This is a genomic window from Aquibium microcysteis (genome assembly GCF_014495845.1).
GTDB classification, from domain to species: Bacteria; Pseudomonadota; Alphaproteobacteria; order Rhizobiales; family Rhizobiaceae; genus Aquibium; species Aquibium microcysteis.
In genome coordinates, this window is record NZ_CP061080.1 from 881471 (window position 1) to 901353 (window position 19883).

Annotated in this window: 21 protein-coding genes and 1 tRNA gene; 21 read left to right on the plus strand and 1 reads right to left on the minus strand. The window is 64.8% G+C overall.

Annotated elements, in window-relative coordinates:
• Positions 1-113 precede the first annotated feature (113 nt).
• The 13 genes from IAI54_RS03970 to IAI54_RS29240 all read left to right on the plus strand — a co-directional run bounded on the left by IAI54_RS03970 (position 114) and on the right by IAI54_RS29240 (position 10260).
• Positions 114-202: transfer RNA gene (locus IAI54_RS03970), tRNA-Leu, on the plus strand.
• A gap of 169 nt (positions 203-371) precedes the next feature.
• Positions 372-2837: a DNA-directed RNA polymerase gene (locus tag IAI54_RS03975; RefSeq protein WP_187971121.1), complete on the plus strand. Its 2466-nt coding sequence runs from the start codon at positions 372-374 to the stop codon at positions 2835-2837.
• A gap of 57 nt (positions 2838-2894) precedes the next feature.
• The gene (locus IAI54_RS03980) at positions 2895-3092 is read left to right on the plus strand and encodes a hypothetical protein (protein ID WP_187971122.1); all 198 of its coding nucleotides are present in this window, start codon (positions 2895-2897) and stop codon (positions 3090-3092) included.
• Positions 3089-3349, plus strand: coding sequence for a hypothetical protein (locus IAI54_RS03985; protein WP_187971123.1), 261 nt, complete (start codon positions 3089-3091; stop codon positions 3347-3349). The genes IAI54_RS03980 and IAI54_RS03985 overlap by 4 nt, the downstream gene beginning before the upstream one ends.
• Before the next feature lie 113 nt (positions 3350-3462).
• Positions 3463-3597: a hypothetical protein gene (locus IAI54_RS29095; RefSeq protein ID WP_275403600.1), complete on the plus strand. Its 135-nt coding sequence runs from the start codon at positions 3463-3465 to the stop codon at positions 3595-3597.
• Between the two features lie 27 nt (positions 3598-3624).
• On the plus strand, positions 3625-4344 hold the full coding sequence (locus IAI54_RS03990; RefSeq protein WP_187971124.1) for a DUF2815 domain-containing protein: 720 nt from the start codon (positions 3625-3627) through the stop codon (positions 4342-4344).
• A 38-nt stretch (positions 4345-4382) separates the two neighbouring features.
• The gene (locus IAI54_RS03995) at positions 4383-4805 is read left to right on the plus strand and encodes a PDDEXK family nuclease (RefSeq protein WP_210321204.1); all 423 of its coding nucleotides are present in this window, start codon (positions 4383-4385) and stop codon (positions 4803-4805) included.
• A 73-nt stretch (positions 4806-4878) separates the two neighbouring features.
• Entirely contained in the window at positions 4879-5169 is a 291-nt protein-coding gene (locus IAI54_RS04000; RefSeq protein WP_187971126.1) for a helix-turn-helix domain-containing protein, read from the plus strand.
• Positions 5162-5662 (plus strand): hypothetical protein, encoded by a 501-nt coding sequence (locus IAI54_RS04005; protein ID WP_187971127.1) that lies wholly within the window; start codon positions 5162-5164, stop codon positions 5660-5662. The genes IAI54_RS04000 and IAI54_RS04005 overlap by 8 nt, the downstream gene beginning before the upstream one ends.
• A 25-nt stretch (positions 5663-5687) precedes the next feature.
• Positions 5688-5960: a hypothetical protein gene (locus IAI54_RS04010; protein ID WP_187971128.1), complete on the plus strand. Its 273-nt coding sequence runs from the start codon at positions 5688-5690 to the stop codon at positions 5958-5960.
• A gap of 75 nt (positions 5961-6035) precedes the next feature.
• On the plus strand, positions 6036-7703 hold the full coding sequence (locus IAI54_RS04015; protein WP_187971129.1) for a DnaB-like helicase C-terminal domain-containing protein: 1668 nt from the start codon (positions 6036-6038) through the stop codon (positions 7701-7703).
• A gap of 294 nt (positions 7704-7997) precedes the next feature.
• Entirely contained in the window at positions 7998-9902 is a 1905-nt protein-coding gene (locus IAI54_RS04020; protein ID WP_210321205.1) for a DNA polymerase, read from the plus strand.
• Positions 9838-10260, plus strand: coding sequence for a GIY-YIG nuclease family protein (locus IAI54_RS29240; protein ID WP_187971130.1), 423 nt, complete (start codon positions 9838-9840; stop codon positions 10258-10260). The genes IAI54_RS04020 and IAI54_RS29240 overlap by 65 nt, the downstream gene beginning before the upstream one ends.
• Positions 10261-10327: 67 nt before the next feature.
• Here the strand turns inward: IAI54_RS29240 and IAI54_RS04030 are convergent.
• Positions 10328-11475, minus strand: a protein-coding gene (locus IAI54_RS04030) for an IS3 family transposase (protein WP_187971131.1) whose coding sequence is annotated in 2 segments (ribosomal slippage) — positions 10328-11226 and positions 11226-11475 — 1149 coding nt in all. Because the reading frame shifts where the segments join, the coding sequence is not laid out codon by codon here.
• Between the two features lie 35 nt (positions 11476-11510).
• Here IAI54_RS04030 and IAI54_RS04035 point away from each other — a divergent pair.
• The 8 genes from IAI54_RS04035 to IAI54_RS04075 all read left to right on the plus strand — a co-directional run bounded on the left by IAI54_RS04035 (position 11511) and on the right by IAI54_RS04075 (position 19882).
• A complete protein-coding gene (locus IAI54_RS04035; protein ID WP_187971132.1) occupies positions 11511-12809 on the plus strand; it encodes a GNAT family protein in 1299 nt (432 codons plus the stop codon).
• Positions 12810-12870: 61 nt separating this feature from the next.
• Positions 12871-14244 carry a phage tail fiber domain-containing protein gene (locus IAI54_RS04040; RefSeq protein ID WP_187971133.1) on the plus strand — a complete coding sequence of 458 codons (1374 nt, stop codon included), beginning with the start codon at positions 12871-12873 and terminating at the stop codon, positions 14242-14244.
• Positions 14245-14247: 3 nt separating this feature from the next.
• Positions 14248-15003, plus strand: coding sequence for a hypothetical protein (locus IAI54_RS04045; RefSeq protein ID WP_187971134.1), 756 nt, complete (start codon positions 14248-14250; stop codon positions 15001-15003).
• 22 nt (positions 15004-15025) lie between these two features.
• Positions 15026-15520, plus strand: a complete 495-nt coding sequence (locus IAI54_RS04050) for a hypothetical protein (RefSeq protein WP_187971135.1) — start codon at positions 15026-15028, stop codon at positions 15518-15520.
• Positions 15521-15743: 223 nt separating this feature from the next.
• Complete coding sequence (locus tag IAI54_RS04060; RefSeq protein WP_187971137.1) at positions 15744-15989, plus strand: hypothetical protein; 246 nt, start codon at positions 15744-15746, stop codon at positions 15987-15989.
• Positions 15990-16110: 121 nt separating this feature from the next.
• Positions 16111-17799, plus strand: coding sequence for a phage terminase large subunit (gene terL, locus IAI54_RS04065; protein WP_187971138.1), 1689 nt, complete (start codon positions 16111-16113; stop codon positions 17797-17799).
• 1607 nt (positions 17800-19406) lie between these two features.
• Positions 19407-19634: a hypothetical protein gene (locus IAI54_RS04070; RefSeq protein ID WP_187971139.1), complete on the plus strand. Its 228-nt coding sequence runs from the start codon at positions 19407-19409 to the stop codon at positions 19632-19634.
• Positions 19635-19678: 44 nt separating this feature from the next.
• Complete coding sequence (locus IAI54_RS04075; protein WP_187971140.1) at positions 19679-19882, plus strand: hypothetical protein; 204 nt, start codon at positions 19679-19681, stop codon at positions 19880-19882.
• The last annotated feature ends 1 nt before the right edge of the window (position 19883 follow it).

Here is a 19883-nt window from a genome sequence, read left to right on the forward strand (position 1 = left end):
GGAAATCGCCTCGCGCGCGCGAAAAAAGCCTCAATTCTCGGGCGTTTTCCCTTTGAAGCCGGCATGTGCGGTGATATAGAACGCCCCGCTTTGGGAGGCGGAACGCTTCCGAAGCGGGTGTGGTGGAACTGGTAGACACGCAGGATTTAGGTTCCTGTCGGGCTTTGTCCCGTTGTCGGTTCGAGTCCGACCACCCGCACCACAAACCCATACAGCACAAGCCTTTGAGCCCTGCCGACCGGTGGGGTTTTTTCGTCCAAACAGAATGTCCCGGTAACGCGACAAGATTTCTGTGACCAGAACCCCCAAAGGCACGCTTTTTTCGAGCTGTGCCCAAACCTGTGACCAACACGAGGTGAGAAGTGTCCGACATGATGGAAGTGCAGGCCGAGCTGGAGGCGCGAATGGCGTCCCTCGGCATCGAGAGGTTCCGCCGACAGGCGCTCGAAACCCGACAGGCCGGACAGGCCACCAACAACCGCTCCATGCAGCTCGTGCTGGACGCGGTGATCGTCCCGACCACGTCGGCGATCCTCAAGTTCCGTGACGACGCCGGGGCCCAGCGTGCCGGCCGCCGCCACACCGCCGCCCGCTTCTTCGCCGGGATCGAGGCGGAGGCGCTGGCCTTTATCGCGGCCAAGCTCCTGCTCGACGGGATCGCTCAAGCCCAGAACGTGACCCGCCTCGCGGTCCGGATCGGCTCCACGGTCGAGATGGAGCAGCGCCTCGACGCCTTCTCGAAGCACGACGCGAAGAACTACAAGGGCACCACGAAGTGGCTCGACGGCCAGACCGACCATCTGGAGCACCGCCGCAAGACGCTCATGCGGATGCTGGCCGAGCACGGGGACAATTGGGACTGCTGGACCGACCGCGACCGGCTGCTCGTCGGCCTCAAGCTGATCGAGCTGGTCTGCCAGTCGTCGGGCCTGTTCGAGGTCCACACCAACTCCCGCAAGAAGCGCGTCGAGACCACCATCGAACCCACCCAGAGGTTCCGTGACTGGCTCGCTTCCCTGGACACGCAGTTCGAGCTGATGGCCCCGGAGTTCCTCCCCTGCGTGGTCCCCCCAAAGGACTGGACGGGGCTCTCGGCGGGCGGCTACCTGACGAACACCTTCGTCCACCCGCTCCCGCTCGTGAAGACCCGCCACAAGGCGCACCGGGACGCGCTCAAGAAGGCGGACCTGTCGTTCGTCATGGAGCAGGTGAATGTCGTTCAGCGGACGGCGTGGGCGGTCAACGATCGCGTGCTGGAGGTCGCCAAGGCCCTCATGGGCACCGGAAGCGAGGTCGCGGGCCTGCCCCCGATGAGCGACCGGCCGATCCCCTCCAAGCCTGCCGACATCGACACCAATGAGGAGGCGCGGCTGGCGTGGCGGAAGGCTGCGGCCCCGATCTACCGCTTCAACCGGACCATCGTGTCGAAGCGGCTCCTCTCGCTCAAGGCGGTCGGCATCGCCGAGGAGTTCGCGAAGTACCCGGCCATCTACTTCCCCCACCAGCTCGACTTCCGGGGGAGGGCCTACGCTGTCCCCCAGGTGCTCAACCCGCAGGGCAGTGACCTCGCGAAGGGGCTCCTCCAGTTCGCCGAGGGGGACCCGCTCACCTACCCCGAGCAGGATGAGTGGTTCCTGATCCATGGTGCCAACTCGTTTGGGGTCGACAAGGTGTCGTTCATCGAGCGCATCGAGTGGACCTACGACAACGCCGCGCACATCATGCAGGCCGCGCAGTCTCCGCTCGACTACCTCTGGTGGGCCGAGGCGGACAGCCCGTTCGTCTTCCTTGCGTGGTGCTTCGAGTACCTCGCATGGACGCAGGCCAAGATCACCGGGGAGGGTTTCCGCACCCGCATCCCGATCGCCATGGACGGGTCCTGCAACGGGCTCCAGCACTACTCGGCGATGCTGCGCGACCCGGTGGCCGGTGCGGCGGTTAACCTCGTCCCGAGCGAGAAGCCACAGGACATCTACAAGGAGGTGGCCGATAGGGTGATGGACAACCTCCACCATATCGCCATGTCTGAGCATCGCACGGACGCCGGATATGCCACCGAGGAGGACCGCAACGAGTGGGCTCTGGCGAACCAGTGGGGGGCCTTCGGCATAGACCGGAAGCTGACCAAGCGGCCCGTCATGGTGCTCCCGTACGGCGGCACCCAGCGGTCGTGCTTCCAGTACGTGCAGGAGGCTGTCGAGGCTCGCATCCTCTCAGGGCAGGACAATCCCTTCGGGGACGAGCTGCCGGCCGCCGTGCAGTGGCTTGCCGCCCGCGTCTGGGAGGCAATCGGGGAGGTCGTCCTGTCCGCCCGGCTGGCGATGGGGTGGCTCCAGGACGTGGCCCGCGTGGTTACCAAGGAGGGGCTCCCCATCCAGTGGACCGCGCCGAGCGGCTTCGTCGTCGTTCAGGCGTACCCTGAGCTGACCTCGCAGCGTATCGACACGACGCTCCTCGGGTCGCGGTTCGCGCCGCGCCTCAACAACGAGAACCCCGACGTTCTCGACCGCCGCCGACAGGTGAACGGGATCGCCCCGAACTTCGTGCACTCTCTCGACGCCGCCGCGCTGATCCTCACGGTCGCCAAGGCGCACGGCCGGGGGATCACGAAGTTCGCCATGATCCACGACAGCTACGGCACCACCGCCCACCACGCGCCCGCGCTCGCGCAGGCCATCCGTCAGACCTTCCTCGAAATGTACGAGCCGGCCGACACGCTGGACAAGTTCAAGGAGGAGGTCGTCCCCGCGCATCTGGCAGATCGCGTGCCGTCCAGCCCGATGGTCGGAGGTCTTGACCTCTCCGCCGTGCTGCGCAGTGCATATTTTTTTGCCTAGAGCGTCGCGTTACCGGGACAATACCCCACCACTCAGGACCTCACGGAGTTTTTCAACATGGATAGACCCAAGATCGTCATGCGCTACGGCGCTGCCCACGACGACATCATCGTCGACGGCGTCACCTTCGTCCGCCACGAGCTGACGCGCAAGCAGCGACTCTTCCTCCGCAACGTCGTGGTGGACACGCTCGCCTCGGTGGGCGCGGTCACCCGCAAGCCGATGCTGCGCAGGGCGAAGGAGGCGCGGGCATGAAGTTCGACCTCGACAAGATGAACAACGCCAACCCGGACGCCGTCGCTCAGGCCGCCATCCAAGTCATCGACCGGGTGCAAGACGGACGCCCGGAGGTGCAAGTCCTCGGGCTTGGAGCGGCCTACCTCGCGTTCTGCAGGTGCGTCGGCGTGGAGCCGGCAGAGGCGTTCCGGGCGGCCACGAACATGGTCGCCACGAAGCACCGGGACAATCACGGCTTCCGCACGCTCGGCCTCTACGTGGAGAACGAGCTGTGAGTGGGCCCGACAAAGTCGCCCTCACTGGCTTCTGGGCTTCTCTGGCCCTGATAGCCCTCTTCGTCATCGGCGATTTGCTCGGATAAATCGTCCCGGTATCAGGACAAAATTCCATGAACCACCACCTCGCCCACGCAATCCACCACTGGCGCAAGGGCCTGCCCCTGCCGGTGGACCTCCACACCCGGCTCCTGAGCCTCGGCTACGACGTCGACGCCTTGGAAGCCAAGTACCCGCCCCGCGACTGACACCCAACACCTGACAAGGAGCCAACAATGGCAAAAGGCAAGAAGAACCCCGACGCAGTGACCATGTTCACGCCCCGCACGGTCCTCAAGTGGCCGAAGCTCGACAAGGTCGACACCGGCACCGACAAGTTCCCCGACCCGGACGGGAGCTACAACACGCGAGCCGTCTTCGACACCCGGGAGACGCTGGTCCAGAAGTTCCTCGCGAAGCTCGACGCCATGCTCGAAGTCTCGCGCAAGCAGGCCGAGGAGAAGTTCGCCGAGCTGCCGATCAAGACCCGCAAGCAGATCGAGGCCAAGAGCGGGGGCATCGCCGCCGACCAGCCCTACTCGATCGTCTATGACGAGGACACCGAGGAGGACACGGGCAAGGTCGAGATGCGCTTCAAGATGAAGGCGTCCGGCACCCGCAAGAAGGATGGCTCGAAGTGGACGGCCAAGCCGGCCCTGTTCGACGCCAAGGGCAAGCCGCTCAAGAAGGGCATCGAAATCTGGGGCGGATCGGTCGCGATCATCAACGCCGAGTTCTCCCCGTACTTCGTGGTCGGCACCGGCTCCTACGGCGTCATGCGCCGCCTGAACGCGGTCCAGGTCATCGAGCTGGTCTCCAAGGGTGAGCGCACCGCCGCCTCCTACGGCTTCGAGGCTCAGGAAGGCTTCGACAGCGACGACCTGGAAGACGGCGACATCGGCGAGGGCGGCTCCTCGGACGATGCCGACGACGACGGCGACGACACCGACTTCTAAGGCTCTTGCCTAAGAAGCCGACAACGAGGCAGCGGGCGGTGGCTAACGGCTACCGCTCGGGCCTCGAAGAACGCATTGCCGAGGAGCTGGCAGCGAAGGGCATCCACGTCACCTTCGAGGGCGCGAAGGCGTACTATACGCCGCCCATCAAGACCCGCTCCTACACAACCGACTTCCCGCTTCCCAACGGCATCTGGGTCGAGACCAAGGGCCGCTTCACGACCGACGACCGGCAGAAGCACAAGGCCATCAAGACCGAGCACCCCGACCTCGACATCCGGTTCGTCTTCTCGAACTCGAACGCCCGACTCTCCAAGGGGTCGAAGACCACCTACGGCATGTGGTGCGTCCAGTACGGGTTCCCGTTCGCCGACAAGTCGGTTCCGCAGGCGTGGCTCGACGAGCCGACCTGTTCCAAGCGCTGGGCCGCCATCGAGCGGGCCGGCCGGAAGACCTCCTGAACAACACCATCACAGGCCCGCGCCGGGGTCCCTAACGGGGCCTCGGCCATGGCCGTCCTAGAAAGGAACAAACGTGAGCACCAAGAACGTCATCGCGGCCAACCGCGTCCACCCCTCCAAGACCATGAAGCAGCTCGTCCTGGACCACCTCAAGGCCGGGAACGACGTGTCCGGGATCGAGGCCGCCGCCCTGTGGCGCTGCCGCGACCTCCCGAAGCGCATCTCCGAGCTGCGGCAGGACGGCCACCGGATCGTCCGCGAGATGCGGATGGACAGCACCGGCCAGCGGTACGCCCGCTATCGGTGGGTGTCGCCGGCCGCCACCCAGGCCCAGCAGTTCCAGGGCATCACCGCAAATGGCTGACATCAAGAAGACCCCGGACGGGCTGGTCGCGAAGACCCGCGCCAACCTGACGGCCCTCATCGACCGCTACGTCCCCCGCTTCACGCAGGAGGACGTCTGGGAGATGGTACGGCTTCATGAGGAGCGCGTCTTCGACCTCCTCGTCACCATCCACGAGTACCGCGAGCGCAACCAGCAGATGGCCGAGCGGATGGATGGGATGGAGAAGGAGTACTACTCGCAGGTTCGCATCCCGGTATCGCTCGGCACCTTCGCATCCAAGGCGACGCTGGACCCGGCCGAGATGATGAAGACGTACTCCGTCCGCTGGGCCCTCGACCGCTACGAGATGCACTACCGCATTCCCGAGTGGGAGGTGAGCCGCCTCTCCCCCAAGGAAACCCCCCACCTGTTCGAGATGGTCGGCCGGCAGTTCGAGGAGCAAGCCAAGCGCGAACTCCTGCCCAAGCTCCGCGCCGAGTACCTCAAGCTCTACGACCACTTCCGCATCTAACCCCACCACCCAGGAGACACGACACATGAGCAGCATCATCGCCATCATCCGCGCCCTCATGGGCATCGCGCCGACCACCGACAGCGCCCTCAAGGGCATCACCAAGGCCCTCAAGGACCTCGACAAGGTGCAGGCGATCCAGACCAAGCGGATCGGCAAGACCCGCGTCGCGCACTCGAAGGCGGAAATCCGCCACCGCCGCGCCGTAGACCGCCTGACGGCACGCGAGACCGCCGCCCATGAGGAGAACGTCCGCGCCCAGCGCGTCGCCTCGAAAATCGCCGAGCTGGTGTCCTGATGGAGGTCTTCGGGGCCTTCATCAACCTCGCGTGGACGATCCTCGTGAGCCTCACGGTCCTCCACTACTGGAAGCGTGCGCCACGAGACTGACAGCGAGTTCGTCGGACACGAGCCATGCCCCGAGTGTGGCTCGGCCGACAACCTCGCACGGTACACTGACGGCCACGGCTATTGCTTCGGCTGCGAGCACTACGAGCCCGGCGACGGGCAACCCCCCAGCACAGAGCGGAAGGACTACAAACGAGTGACCGGATTGATCCCGGTCGGCTCCCCGCAAGCGTTCCCTAAGCGAGGACTGACCGAGGAAACCTGCGCGAAGTGGGGGTATACCGCCTCCGAGTTCAACGGCAACGGCGTGCAGGTTGCGAACTATCGGGAGCCCTCTGGCGGCGCAGTCGTCGCCCAGAAGCTCCGGTTCAAGAACAAGGACTTCAAGTTCCTCGGGGAGCCCAAGCAAGCCGGCCTCTACGGGCAATGGCTGTGGCGCGATGGCGGCCGAAGGGTCGTCATCACCGAGGGAGAGATCGACGCCCTGTCGGTCTCGCAGGTGCAGAGCCACAAGTGGCCCGTCGTCTCCGTGAAGAACGGGGCGCAGGGTGCCCACAAGTGCCTCCGCGACCAGCTCCAGTGGCTCCTCTTGTTCGAGGAAGTCGTCCTCATGTTCGACGACGACAAGCCGGGCCGAGAGGCCGCCGAGAAGTGCGCCATGCTGTTCCCTCCGGGGCGCTGCAAGATCGCGCGGATCGACGGCCACAAGGACGCCAACGAGGCGCTGGTGGCGGGCGAGGGGTCCAAGATCGTCGACGCCATCTTCGGGGCCAAGTCGTTCCGACCGGACGGCGTCGTCACGATCAGCGACGTGAAGGAAGAGGCGCTGACGCCCACGGAAATGGGCCTGCCGTGGTTCGGGGATACCCTGAGCTACGAGCTGTACGGTCGGCGGCTCGGCGAGATCATCGCCATAGGGGCCGGCACGGGTGTCGGCAAGACCGAGTTCCTCGCGAAGCAAATCCACTACGACCTGACGATCCTCAACGAGCCGGTCGCTGTCTTCCTTCTGGAGCAGCGCCCGCACGAGACCGTCAAGCGCCTCGCCAGCACCCACGCGGGGAAGCAGTTCCACGTCCCCAACCGGGACCCGGACAACCCCCTGTGGACCCCGTCAGAGCTGCGCGAGGCGATCGAGGAGATCGAGCACCACAGGCTGTTCCTCTACGACAGCTTCGGGGCCACCGATTGGGACATCATCAAGACCACGATCCGCCACCTCGCACATGCCGAGGGGGTCCGGCTCTTCTACCTCGACCACCTCACGGCGCTCGCCGCCGCCGAGGATGACGAGCGAACGGGGCTGGAGCGGATCATGTCCGAGATGGGCGCTCTCGTGCAGGAGCTGAACATCACCATCCACATGGTATCGCACCTTTCGACGCCGGACGGCACGCCCCACGAAGAGGGCGGACGGGTGATGATCAGGCACTTCAAGGGGTCCCGAGCGATCGGCTTCTGGTGCTTCACGATGATCGGCCTCGAACGCGACCAGCAACACGAGAACCCGAACCTCCGGTGCGTGACGACCGTCCGCATCCTCAAACATCGACCAGTCGGGGCAGCGGTGGGGCAGTGCGTCTTCTACCGCTACGACGGTGAGACGGGCCGCCTCCTCGAACTCGACAAGAACCCATTCGAGGAGAACGATGACAGCGAGAACTTCTCCGGGGAAGACGACCTTCCCTTCTAGCCTGCTCCGCGCCCAGCGCGAGGCCGACCAAGACCTTGGCGCTCTCCCCCACCGGGACCGGGGCGTCAAGGCGGCCCTCATCCGCCAGAGCATCAACAAGCGAGCGGCCTCCCTCCGGAGGTCGTTTCGCGTTCTGGACGGGGGCCTGACCTGATCCGTCTAGTCTTCGACATCGAGACTGACGGGCTCCTGGACCAGCTCACCAAGGTCCACTCACTGGTCATCAAGGACGTTGCCGCCGGCAAGCTCTACTCGGCCACCGACCACCCCGACTACGCCTCTCTGGACCCGGACGTGGCCCTCATCAGCATCGCAGAGGGTCTCCGGATGCTCTACGAGGCCGACGAGCTGATCGGCCACAACATCATCAAGTTCGACGTGCCGGCGCTCCAGAAGGTCTTCCCGTGGTTCAAGCCTCGGGCGGCCCTCCTCGACACCCTCGTCCTCTCGCGGCTCATCTGGCCCGAGATCAAGAAGACGCAGGACCCCACGCTGGTGAAGCGCGGGAAGCTCCCGAAGCACCTCGTCGGCTCCTACGGCCTCGAAGCCTTCGGGTGCCGCCTGGGAGAGTGGAAGGGCGACTACTCCGCGATCATGAAGGCGCAGGGCAAGGACCCCTGGGCCGCGTGGAACCCGGACATGCAGGAGTATTGCGAGCAGGACGTTCGCGTGAACTTCCTCCTGTTCGACAAGCTCTGGAAGCTCTGGAAGGAGGAGGCCGCGCCGTTCTCCGACCGCTCCGTCTACCTCGAAATGCGCGTTGCGCAGATCGTGGCGCGGCAAGAGGTCTGGGGCTTCGCCTTCGACCGGGAAGGGGCCGAGAAGCTCTACGTCCAGCTCATCGCCGAGCGCGAGCGGCTGGAGAAGCAGCTCCGGGCCACCTTCGCCCCTTGGCACGCCTCGGGCGGGCAGGGCGAGGTCACCAAGAGCCGCCGCGTCAAGCGCAAGGACCTGCCCCCGATCGGGTGGGAGCGGTACAAGAACGGCAAGATCAAGGTCGACAAGGAAGGCAACCCCGTCCCCCTCTACGTGCTGGAGCACTACGAGGAAGGGGCGACCTTCTCCAAGGTCAAGGTCGTCGACTTCAACCCCGGCTCCCGCCACCATATCGCTGACCGGCTCAAGAAGCTGTTCGGCTGGGTACCGATCGAGTTCACGGAGAAGGGCGAGCCGAAGGTCGACGAAACGACCCTCTCGCAGCTCCCGTGGCCGGAAGCCAAGCTCCTCACCGAGTACCTGACGGTCCAGAAGCGCATCGGACAGATCGCCGAGGGCAAGCAGTCGTGGCTCAAGAAGGAGCGCAACGGGCGCATCTTCGGCGGCGTGATCACCCTCGGGGCGGTCACCCGACGCATGACGCACTCCAACCCCAACATCGCCCAGGTCCCCAAGGTCAAGGTCGATGACGACGGCAACGTCCTGTGGGGCTACGAGGGCGGCTACGGGGCCGAGTGTCGGGCGCTGTTCCGGGCCTCTCCGGGGTTCCGGCTGGTTGGCTGCGATGCCGACGCGCTGGAGCTGCGCTGCCTCGGCGGCTACATGGCCCGGTTCGACGGCGGGGCGTACATCGAGACCATCCTGCGGGGTAAGAAATCCCTCGGGACGGACATGCACACCGTCAACGCCAAGGCGCTCGGGCTCGACCCGACCAAGGCGTACGTCATCGACGGCAAGACCATGTCCGGGCGCGACATCGCCAAGGTCTGGTTCTACGCCTTCATCTACGGGGCAGGGGACTGGAAGCTCGGGGCGATACTCGGGCAGGGGAAGGCGGCGGGGACCAAATCCCGCAAGGCGTTCCTTGAGAACCTTCCGGCGCTCGGCAAGCTGGTCAAGCTGGTCAAGAAGCGGGCCTCCGGGCGCGGCTTCCTGTTCGGCCTCGACGGCGGCAAGCTGAAAGTCCGCAAGGCCCACGCAGCCCTCAATACCCTCCTCCAGTCTGCCGGCGCGATCATCATGAAGGTCGCTCTGGTCATCCTGGACGATGACCTACAGGCGGCCGGGCTGGTCCCCGGACAGGACTACGAGTTCTGCGCCAACGTCCACGACGAGTGGCAGATCGACGTGCTCCCCGAGCATGTCCCGCTCGTCAAGCGCATCGCCGAAGACGCGATCCGCAAAGCAGGAGAAGACCTTGAGTTCAAGTGCCCACTCGCCGGAAACGCCGACGACGGGATCACCTGGAAAGACACCCACTAAAGAGTTTCGCCGCAACAAAGGAGCAGGCTATGTCTATGTCATCACGAACCGCGCTTGGCCGGGTTACTGCAAGGTTGGCAGATCAAGTAGTGTCGCTGCTCGGCTGCGAACATATCAAACAAGCAGCCCTCACCGGGACTTCGTTCTGCACTATCACCGATGGTTCCCCGACGCTTGTCTCGCCGAGCGACGTTTTCGAGCAGCGAGCCCCGGCCACCGGGCCCACGGAGAGTGGTTCCGCATCCACCCCGACGACGCGGCGAACCTCCTCGACCGCCTCGCGAACGATCTTCGACGAGAGCGAGTGGGCGGCGCACCTGCGCAACACGTACGGCATCCCGCTGGCGATCGAGCCTGAGACCGCACGGGAGACCTTCGGGCCTCTGGAGGCGTACTGGCCTGCTGCCGGTTTTTCGGACACGAGGTTAAGCTAACATAGCTTGTTCCTCGAACTCGACGGGGCTCAGGTATCCCAGTGTCGAGTGCCGTCGCCGAGGGTTGTAGAAGCGCTCGATGTAGTCGAACACGTCGGCCCTGGCGTCATCTCTCGTCCTGTAGACCTTGCGTGCCGTGCGCTCGGTTTTCAGCGACGAGAAGAAGCTTTCCATCGCAGCATTGTCCCAGACGTTACCCGACCGGCTCATCGAACACGTGATGCCGTGGTCGGCCATCAGGCGCTGGAACTGCTCGCTGGTGTATTGCGATCCCTGGTCGGAGTGGTGCAGCAGGCTGTCCGGCTTGCCTCGGCGCCAGATCGCCATGATGAGGGCGTCTGTGACGAGCTGCGCCGTCATCTCCGCCTTCATCGCCCAGCCGACGACGCGCCGAGAGAAGAGGTCGACGACGGCGGCAACGTAGAGCCATCCTTTGGCGGTCCAGATGTAGGTGAAGTCGGCTACCCACTTCTGGTTCGGCGCCGACGCTTCGAAGGCGCGGTCGAGGAGGTTGCCGGACACTGTTGCTCGCTCGCCGGTGTCCTTTGGCAACCCACGGCGCCGCGGCCGGGCACGCAACCCGTTCTCCCGCATGAGCCGCTCGACACGATGAAGGCCACAGGAAAGACCCTCGGCCAGAACGTCGCGCCAGACCCGCCGGGCGCCATAGGTGCGGTCGCTGTTCTTGAAGCTGCGGTCGATCCGGGAGATGAGAACCTCATCGTCCCGAGCGCGAGCGCTGGGGCTGCGTTTGAGCCAGGCATGGAAGCCCGAGCGGGAGACATCCAGCGCCTCGCACAGCCATGCCACCGGCCAGACGTTCCGGTGCTTCGCGATGAAAGCGAACCTCATGTCACTTCCCTCGCGAAGTAGGCTGCGGCCTTTTTTAGGATGTCGCGCTCCGCCTTCAGCTTCGCCACTTCCTTGCGCAGCCGGTCAATCTCCTGCTGCTCCGGCTTCATCTGCCCATGGCCGGGAAAGGCATGCTGCGGATCGGTCGACAGCTCGCGCACCCATTTGCGCAACACATTCTCATGGAGATCCAGATCGCGGGCAGCCTGGGCAACAGCAACGCCCCGATCCCTCACCAGCCTAACCGCCTCGAGCTTGAACTCGCGGCTGAACTTCCTTCGTTGCATTCCCACTCTCCAGTTCCGTTAAACACCTTATCTCGGTGTCCACGAAACCGGCAGCAGGCCAGGAGGCTCCGGTCGCCTACAAGGGCACCGAGTTCCGCGTGCAGAAGTGGAGCGACGGCGAGGTGGGCGTCTTCCTCAAGGACGACAGCGGCGGCCCGGCGTCGATCAACCTCAAGGTCAAGGGCGACACGCTCAGCGTCATGTGGTCGACCGCAGACGAGCGCCTCCGGGGGCAGGGCATCGGCTCCAAGATGTACGACCTCGCGATAGAGTATGCCCTCGCTAACGGCCTCAAGTTCGCGAGTGACACCGAGGTCAGCCCGCTGGCTGCTCGCGTCTACAAGTCGATGGAGAAGCGGGGGTACAAGTTCGCGAAGTCGAAGGCGGCAACCATCCGCCCGAAGGACGGCTACCTCGACAGCAACTCGAAGACGGAGCCGGTCTTCACGCTGACGAAGCAACCGCCACGCAACGACGTGGTGCAGGAGATCGACGAGGTCTACGACCACTACGACTTCGACTTCTCGAAGCTCCGGGGCAAGAACAAGGCCCGGCTGGCGTCGATCGGTCTCGGGGAGCAGGAAATGAAGGACCTGTTCCGGAATCTCCTGACCCACGCGGAGACCCGTAACGGCAAGCGTCTGGTCTCCCTCGGGACCAACAAGTGGGACCCTGCCGTGGTCACCAAATTCTCCCACACGCTGGAGCGGTACACAAACCGCCTCGTGCAGCAGAACGACATCGGTGGTCTCCACCGCTGGATGTCCAGCCCGGTCGTCCAGCTCTTCACGCAGTTCCGGTCCTTCGTGCTCGGCGCGTGGGCCAAGTCGACGCTCTACTCGATCCACCACATGGACCCGCGAATGATGGTCCTCCTGATGGGCGAGCTGGCGGCCGGCGTGGCAACCTACGTGGTGCGGCAGGGCGGCTCCCATTGGGCCACCGAGGAGGACCGCGAGAAGTTCCTGGGCGAGATCACCGACCCGGCGAACCTGATCAAGAACGGCGCGGCCCGCACGGCCACGTCCTCGATCGTTCCCATGCTCGTGGATAGCGCCTTGCTGTTCACCCCGTGGGAGCCGCAGTTCGGCAGCGCTCGGTCCTCCGGGAGCCCGACAGATGCTCTCTTCGGGTCTCCGACAGGCGGCCACATCTCGGAGCTGGCGCGAACCTCGAAGGGGGTCGTCGGTAGCTTCGTGGAAGGGCGTCCGATGGCTCAGTCCGAGTTGGACACCGCCCGGCGGGCCCTCATGCCTCTCGGCAACTTCATGCCCGTGACGGCCCTGTTCTCGATGATGATCCAAGACCGCGAGAAGCGTCCGCCAAGCAACTAACCACACCACTTAGGGGGCCCTTCCGGGGGCTCCCCACTCCATCAACACACGAAAGGATTAGATGGCCTACGAGCCCAATATCGTGCCCGGTGACGGGTCCACGACCGATTTCTCTGTGCCCTTCCCGTACCTGCGGAGGGAGCATGTTAAGGTCTACGTCGACGGCGTCCTGCGGGCCCATACTTGGGTGAACCCCGGAATGATCCGCATCGTGCCGGCCCCCTCTGCGGGCGCTGCCGTGGATCGCAGGCGCGACACCCCCTCGACGGGCCTCCACACCCTCCTCGACAACAAGCCGCTCCCGGCGGCGAACTTCAACGAGCTGACGACCCAGGCGCTCTATTTCGCCGAGGAGAAGGCCCGTGCAGCGGTAGAAGAGCGCACGCTGGCCGAGCAGGCCCTCGCAGGCTCACAGGCCGCCCAGGACGCCGCAGAGGCCGCACAGGGCATATCTGAGGCCATCGCGCAGGCCGTGGCCGCCGACAGGACCCAGACGGGGCTCGATCGGGCAGCAGTCGCCGCCGACCGGGACGCCGTAGAGGACCTCGCCGCCGGCACCGCAGCGGACGCCATCGCAACCGCAGCGGATCGGGTCCAGACGGGCCTCGACCGGACTGCCACCCAGAGCGCCGCATCGGCAGCTTCCACCTCCGCCGGGGCGGCCAGCACGAGCGCCTCCAACGCCGCAGCCGATAGGGTCCAGACGGGCCTGGATCGGGCACAGACGGGCGCTGACAGGGCGGCGGCACAGACGGCCCGCACCGGAGCCGAGACCGCCAGAGGGGCCGCAGAGGCCGCTCAGACTGGTGCCCAGACGGCGCGTACGGGGGCAGAGACGGCGGCGGGAACGGCCACGACCAAGGCGGCGGAAGCGGCGCAGTCGGCCGTAGACGCGGCGGCGGCAGCGGCTGGCGACATCGGTCCGGCAATCGCGGCGGCCCCTGCGAAGACGCCAATCGACGCCGACAACTTCATCCTCGCCGACAGCCAAGACACGAACAAGCGCAAGCGGGCGACGTGGGCGACCCTCAAGGCGACCCTCAAGAGCTACTTCGACACCTTGTACGCGGCGGTGACGCACACGCACACCATCGCGCAGGTGACCAGCCTCCAGACGACGCTCGACGGCAAGGCCGCTGCGTCCCACACGCACACGATCGCGCAGGTGACCAACCTCCAGACGACACTCGACGGCAAGGCGGCAGCTACGCACGCCCACGTCATCGGCGACGTGACCGGTCTCCAAGCGGCGCTGGACGGGAAGGCGGCTTCCTCGCACGCCCATGCCGACGCCACGACGGGAGCTTCCGGGTTCATGTCGGCCGCCGACAAGGCGAAGCTGAACGCTATCGGATCGATGGCGAACAGGGTCCTGACGATCTCCGCGAGCGACCCTTCGGGGGGCGTTGACGGGGACGTCTGGTTCAAGGTCTAGGCCATGCCGATCTTCGCCAAGGACGGCGGACTTTGGAAACCTGCCGGGAAGGCGTTCGCACGAGACGCCGGCCTCTGGAAGCCCGCTGCGGTCTCGGTGAGAGACGCCGGCATCTGGAAGCCGCTCATTTCGGTGGCTTCCCCCGCAACCCAGACGCTCGCCTACTCAACGATGACCGGGGCCGACTCGCGCTCGTTCAGCTTTTCTAGCGTGAGCTTCGGGGCTCCGGAGGACCGGGTCGTCTACGCAGCCTTCTCTGGAGCCCGCACCCCTGGCCCGTCGCCCACGGACGTCGTGGTTACGGCCGGCGGCGCGACCGGCTCAAGGGTCGCCCGGGGAGCCAACGCCAATGGGGAATGGTGGACCGACATCTACAAGTTTGTCCCGGCGGTATCTAGCGGAACCCTGACCTACAGCTTCTCCTCCGGCCAGCACTCCCTAATGCTCGGCGTTGCGGTCTGGAGCGTGTTCGGTTCGCAGGGCGAGCACGCGATTGTTGAGAGCCCAGACTTCGCCGGCACCGCTCAGTTCAGCATCCCCGTCGAGGAAGGCGGAGTCGTCATCGCCGCCGGTATCGGCTGGAGTACCGCCACACCCGTGTGGACCGGTCTCGACATGAACGCCCAACACCGCGTCGAAACCAACCGGAACTTCACAGCAGCCTCGACAAAGACCTCAGGCTCCCCCAGCCACACCTTCGGGGTGCGTTGGGGCACGAGCGGAGGGGGCATCAATCTCGCCGCCGTCTCGATCTTCTGATCTCGAACATCAAGGATAAAACATGCAATTCCTCCGCACGCTCGGGGAGGGCTGGACGCTGTCCGGACACCCTGGGTGGCGCATCGGGGACACCCCCGGAACCTCCCGGCTGCTCACGGCCGAAGAACTTATCGACCATGGGTACGGCATTCTCGTGAAGGACGCACCCCCCGCGTTCGATCCCGCCACCCAGCGGCTGTCCGTCTTGGGCCACGACAAGTGGCGCATGGACACCCGCTATGCCTACCGGACCTACGAGGTCGCGGATATCCCGCCGCCCACCCGGGAGGAGATGCCGCCACTCTCCGCCCGCCAGATCAGGCTCGCGCTCGCCAGCATCGGGATCGCCGAGCCGCTGGTGGATGCCAAGCTCGTCGAAGACCCACTTGGCACGATCGAGTGGAAGCACGCGACCGAGTTCCGCCGAACCCATCCCCTAGTGCTCGCGCTCGGGGCCTCTTTCGCGCTCCCCGAGGAGCAGATCGACGACCTCTGGCGCTGGGCCGCAGCCCTCTAACTCACGGAGTACAGCCCGTGTCCCAACCCCTCAGTACAGGAAACACCTACGTGGACCACACCACGGCGGGCGTGGCGGCTTCGGCTGTCACGTCCCCCATCTGGCTACCCTGGCTCCAGTCCTTCTCGGACGCAGCCGCGCTCATAGCCCCCATCCTCGGCGTTGTCTGGCTCTCCGTCCAGATCATCGCCAAAATCCGTGAAACGCTCAGGAAGGACCTCTAATGGCCGAGAGCAATAAGGCCACGCAAGCCATCCTTGAGGAAATCCATAAGCGCCTCGCCGAGGACATGCTGACCCGCCTCAAGGACGGCGCTTGCGAAGCCAAGGACTGGACCGTGATCGTGAAGTTCCTCAAGGACAACGACATCACGGCACTCATCGAGACCGGCGACACGGACAGCGCCTTCGCCGACCTCATCAACGCCGCGAACGAGCAGGTGAAGAAGCTCGGCGAGAGCCTGCAATAGAGCCCCGCTGACGCGCTTAGAGGTTCCCCGGTAGTCGACGCCTCCGGGGGCCTCAACGCTCGCCCAGCGCCTCTCCTGTCCCGTTCCCGTGACAAAGAAGGCACTTTCCTCCTCAACCCACTTGAGCACCAAGACGGACCCGTTCGCGGACTTCAAGGTGTTCCTCTTCCTCATCTGGAAGTTCCTCAACCTCCCGTCCCCGACGCGGTCGCAGTACGCGCTCGCAGAGTGGCTCCAGGGGGGGCCCAACAAGCTCGTCATCATGGCCTTCCGAGGGATCGGCAAGAGCTGGGTGACGGCGGCCTACGTGTGCTGGCTACTCCTGAGGAACCCCCAGCTCAAGATCATGGTCGTGTCGGCCTCGAAGCTCCGCGCCGACGACTTCTCGACCTTTACCCTGCGCCTCATCCACGAGGTGCCGTTCCTCAAGCACCTGATCCCCAACGACGGCCAGCGGTCCTCCAAGATCGCCTTCGACGTGGGCCCGGCCCGCCCTGACCAGTCGCCCTCCGTGAAGTCGGTCGGCATCACCGGCCAGCTCACCGGCTCCCGCGCCGACGTGATCGTGGCGGACGATATCGAGGTCGCCAACAACTCCGCCACGCAGGCCATGCGCGACAAGCTCAAGGAGCTGACGAAGGAGTTCTCGGCCATCCTCAAGCCGCTGGACACCTCGAAGATCATCTACCTCGGCACTCCCCAGACCGAGCAGTCGATCTACAACGAGCTGCCGGCGCGTGGGTACGAGATCAGGACCATCCCCGCTCGTTACCCTACAGATGCCCAGAGAGCGCGTTACGGGGAGCGCCTGGCCTCCTACCTCCGGACAGACCTCGACGCCCGTCCTGAGCTTGCTACAGGGCCCGTATGCGAGCGCTTCACCGAGATCACTCTGGTCGACAAGATGGCCGAGTACGGGCAGGCGGGCTTCGCCCTCCAGTTCATGCTCGACACCTCGCTCGCCGACGCCGACCGCTACCCGCTCAAGCTCCGCGACCTCATCGTCATGGACGTGGACCGGGAGAGGGCACCTCGCGAGATCGCGTGGGGCAACGACGCCGGCTGCATCCTGAACGATGTCCCGAACGTGGGCTTCGACGGGGACCGCTACTACCGCCCCATCATGGTCTCGAAGGAGAATTGGGGCGCATATACCGGCTGCGTGATGGCGATCGATCCCTCGGGCCGTGGTGGCGACGAGACGGGCTACGCGATCGTGGCGATCCTCGCCGGCCGCCTGTTCCTGCTCGACGCTGGCGGCTTCCGTGGGGGCTACGAGGACACCGTCCTAGAGGCCCTCGCCAGCAAGGCGAAGCAGTACGGGGTCAAGGAGGTCATCGTCGAGCCCAACTTCGGCGACGGCATGTTCAACCGCATCCTGGCCCCCGTCATGGCCCGCATCTACCCCTGCAAGATCAGCGAGACGGAGCGCTCGAAGGGACAGAAGGAGCAGCGCATCGTCGACACCCTCGAACCCGTCCTGAACGGTCACCGCCTGGTCGTGGATCGGTCCCTGATCGAGCGGGACTTCCGGTCCACCGAGGGCCTCCCTCCCGAGCACCAGAACCGCTTCCGGCTGCTCTACCAGCTCACCCGCATCACCCGCGACCGCGGATCGATCCCCAAGGACGACCGCATCGACGCTCTGGCCCTTGCCGTCCACTACTGGACCTCGGCCATGGCCCGAGACACGGAGAAGGCGGCCCAGCAGGCTCGACAGGAGGCTCTGGACGCTGAGCTGAGGATCTTCCTCCAGCATGTGATTGGAGGGGCTCCGTCGCCGGGCTCCATCATTCGGAGACCCTTCTAGGCCCCTCTGGGGCATTACCCCACCACCTAGGATGGGGGCCCCTTTACATGTATATAGGGGCCCCTGTTGGGCTGTCTCCTCCACCTCCTAAAGGGGTCCCTAACGGGGCCCCTTACGGGATGTTCAAGGTGGCCCGTTACGTTTCCCGTAAGGGATGTTCAATGTGCCCCGATAGGGCACCTCACGGGATGTCCAATGTGACCCGTTTCAGGGGGCCTAGTGGTTCCCCTCATGGTGGCCGATAGTGGCCCTACTGGTGGTCTGATGGTCGAGCCAAGCTCCCCCACCACCGACGTACTCCCCCTCCCACCCCCTACCACCTACCCTATGGGTGCCGCATAAGGGCTCCGAGAGGTGATCCGAGAGGGCACCTGATGGGCCTTTCTGGCGGAAAAATCCGAGCCACCGAACTCGAACATTGCAGCACGCGCGTACCCCCCGTGCGGGCGCGGTAATGGCACGAGCGCGGGCCCGCCCAGGCGCGGTTATGGTACTCACGCGCGGTCCTTGTCGCGCGGGCAGCGCACGGTTATCCCTCCCATCGCGCCCATCGGGCACGCTTCCGGGCACAAGCCACGCCCTAGGCCATGCGCCGCAAGGCTTCCCGCAGGATGTCATATCCCGCGTGGCCGGACGGTGCGCCTATCGGCCGCCTAGCGTGACCTGGAGGAGCCCAGACACATGCACCTATGCGCATATGTCGATCTGTTGTCGTCGTCGTATGCGCAAGTCTGCATGTGTTCATACCTGCTTGTCATGTTGTAACATCACACTCCAGCCCATCCGGCCACCATCCGGCCACCATCCGGCCAACCCATCGCGCCCCGGGGAGAGGCACCTACCCGCAATCCCTGCCGATCGGCACGGCATATCCGCCGCGTTACAGGGCCGATATGTTCGCCTATCGCGGCCCTATCGCGGCTTAATCGAGACCCATCCAAGCCCTTCCGGGCATTTTTATAGGCAACAAATACAACGACTTATAAAAAAGTTCGCCTTCCTCACATTTTTCGCTTGCAACCATCCCTGTTACGGGACATTATCCAGTCACACCGAACGAAACGAAGGAAGACAGACAGACGAAAACGACCTTCGGGCAGGGGCTTCCCGCATAGCCTCACATGGTCTGGCCTGACCTAAATGGCCCGCTGCATAGTACCTAGAGCCTGCCTTATGAGCCGGACCGTCACGCTGGGAAGCGCCACGGGAACCGGAGAGGCGGAGACAGCGATAGACCGGGAACGGATCGTATATGCCGGTCATCTTACCAAACCCTAGGCGTACCCCGATGCACGGGAGATTTGCGGAAGTAATGGCGCATGAGGTTCACTCCTCTGGTTTGATTAAGTTCATTCCTGCCATAGGTAAGCAAGTAAGGCATCGGTTATGCAAAGCGCCGCAAGCATGGTTAGAAGCCATGCATAGCCCGGTTCAAGTGAAGCGACATACAATCGCATAACAGAGTTCCGCCGGGATGATAGGTAAACAGCACGTTGCCTAGTCCGGACAGAAACAAGCAAACTACTAAATACGACAGATTTAGTTTCCGGCTCGGCGGAAGGCCCGGCCGGTTACTTAATTTGTTGTCGAACAAAGGAACGCTGCACATGCAACGTCAAGCCACATACCCCATCGCACGGTCGCCCTATGCGGTCGCAAGGGAAGCCCGCGAGGATGCCCGCATCGCCGAAATCGAGCGCCGGAAGGCGGCCCGCAAGCGGGAGCGCGAGCGGATCATGGCCGATCTCGGCATCGAGCCCATGCACCCGGTCGTCAAGTTCGGGATTGGCATGATGATCGCTCAGGCGGTCGTCCTGCTGTTTTTCGCCATCTGAAACGTCCCGGTAACGGGACATAAACGAGCACGGGAGACAGCCCCATGCACTTCGCAGACCGTTCCCTTTTCCTGTCGCCGCAGACCGCCTCCGCGAAGGCCGTCGCCGCGCTGTGTGGCCGCCGCGCAACCATCGACGCGGCCATCACCATGGACACCAAGCGGGACCCGGACACGGGTTTCGTAGAGCGGGGCTGGACCGCCCGACTGATCGACACTCGTACCGGCCGCCACGTCGAGTGGCTCTAGG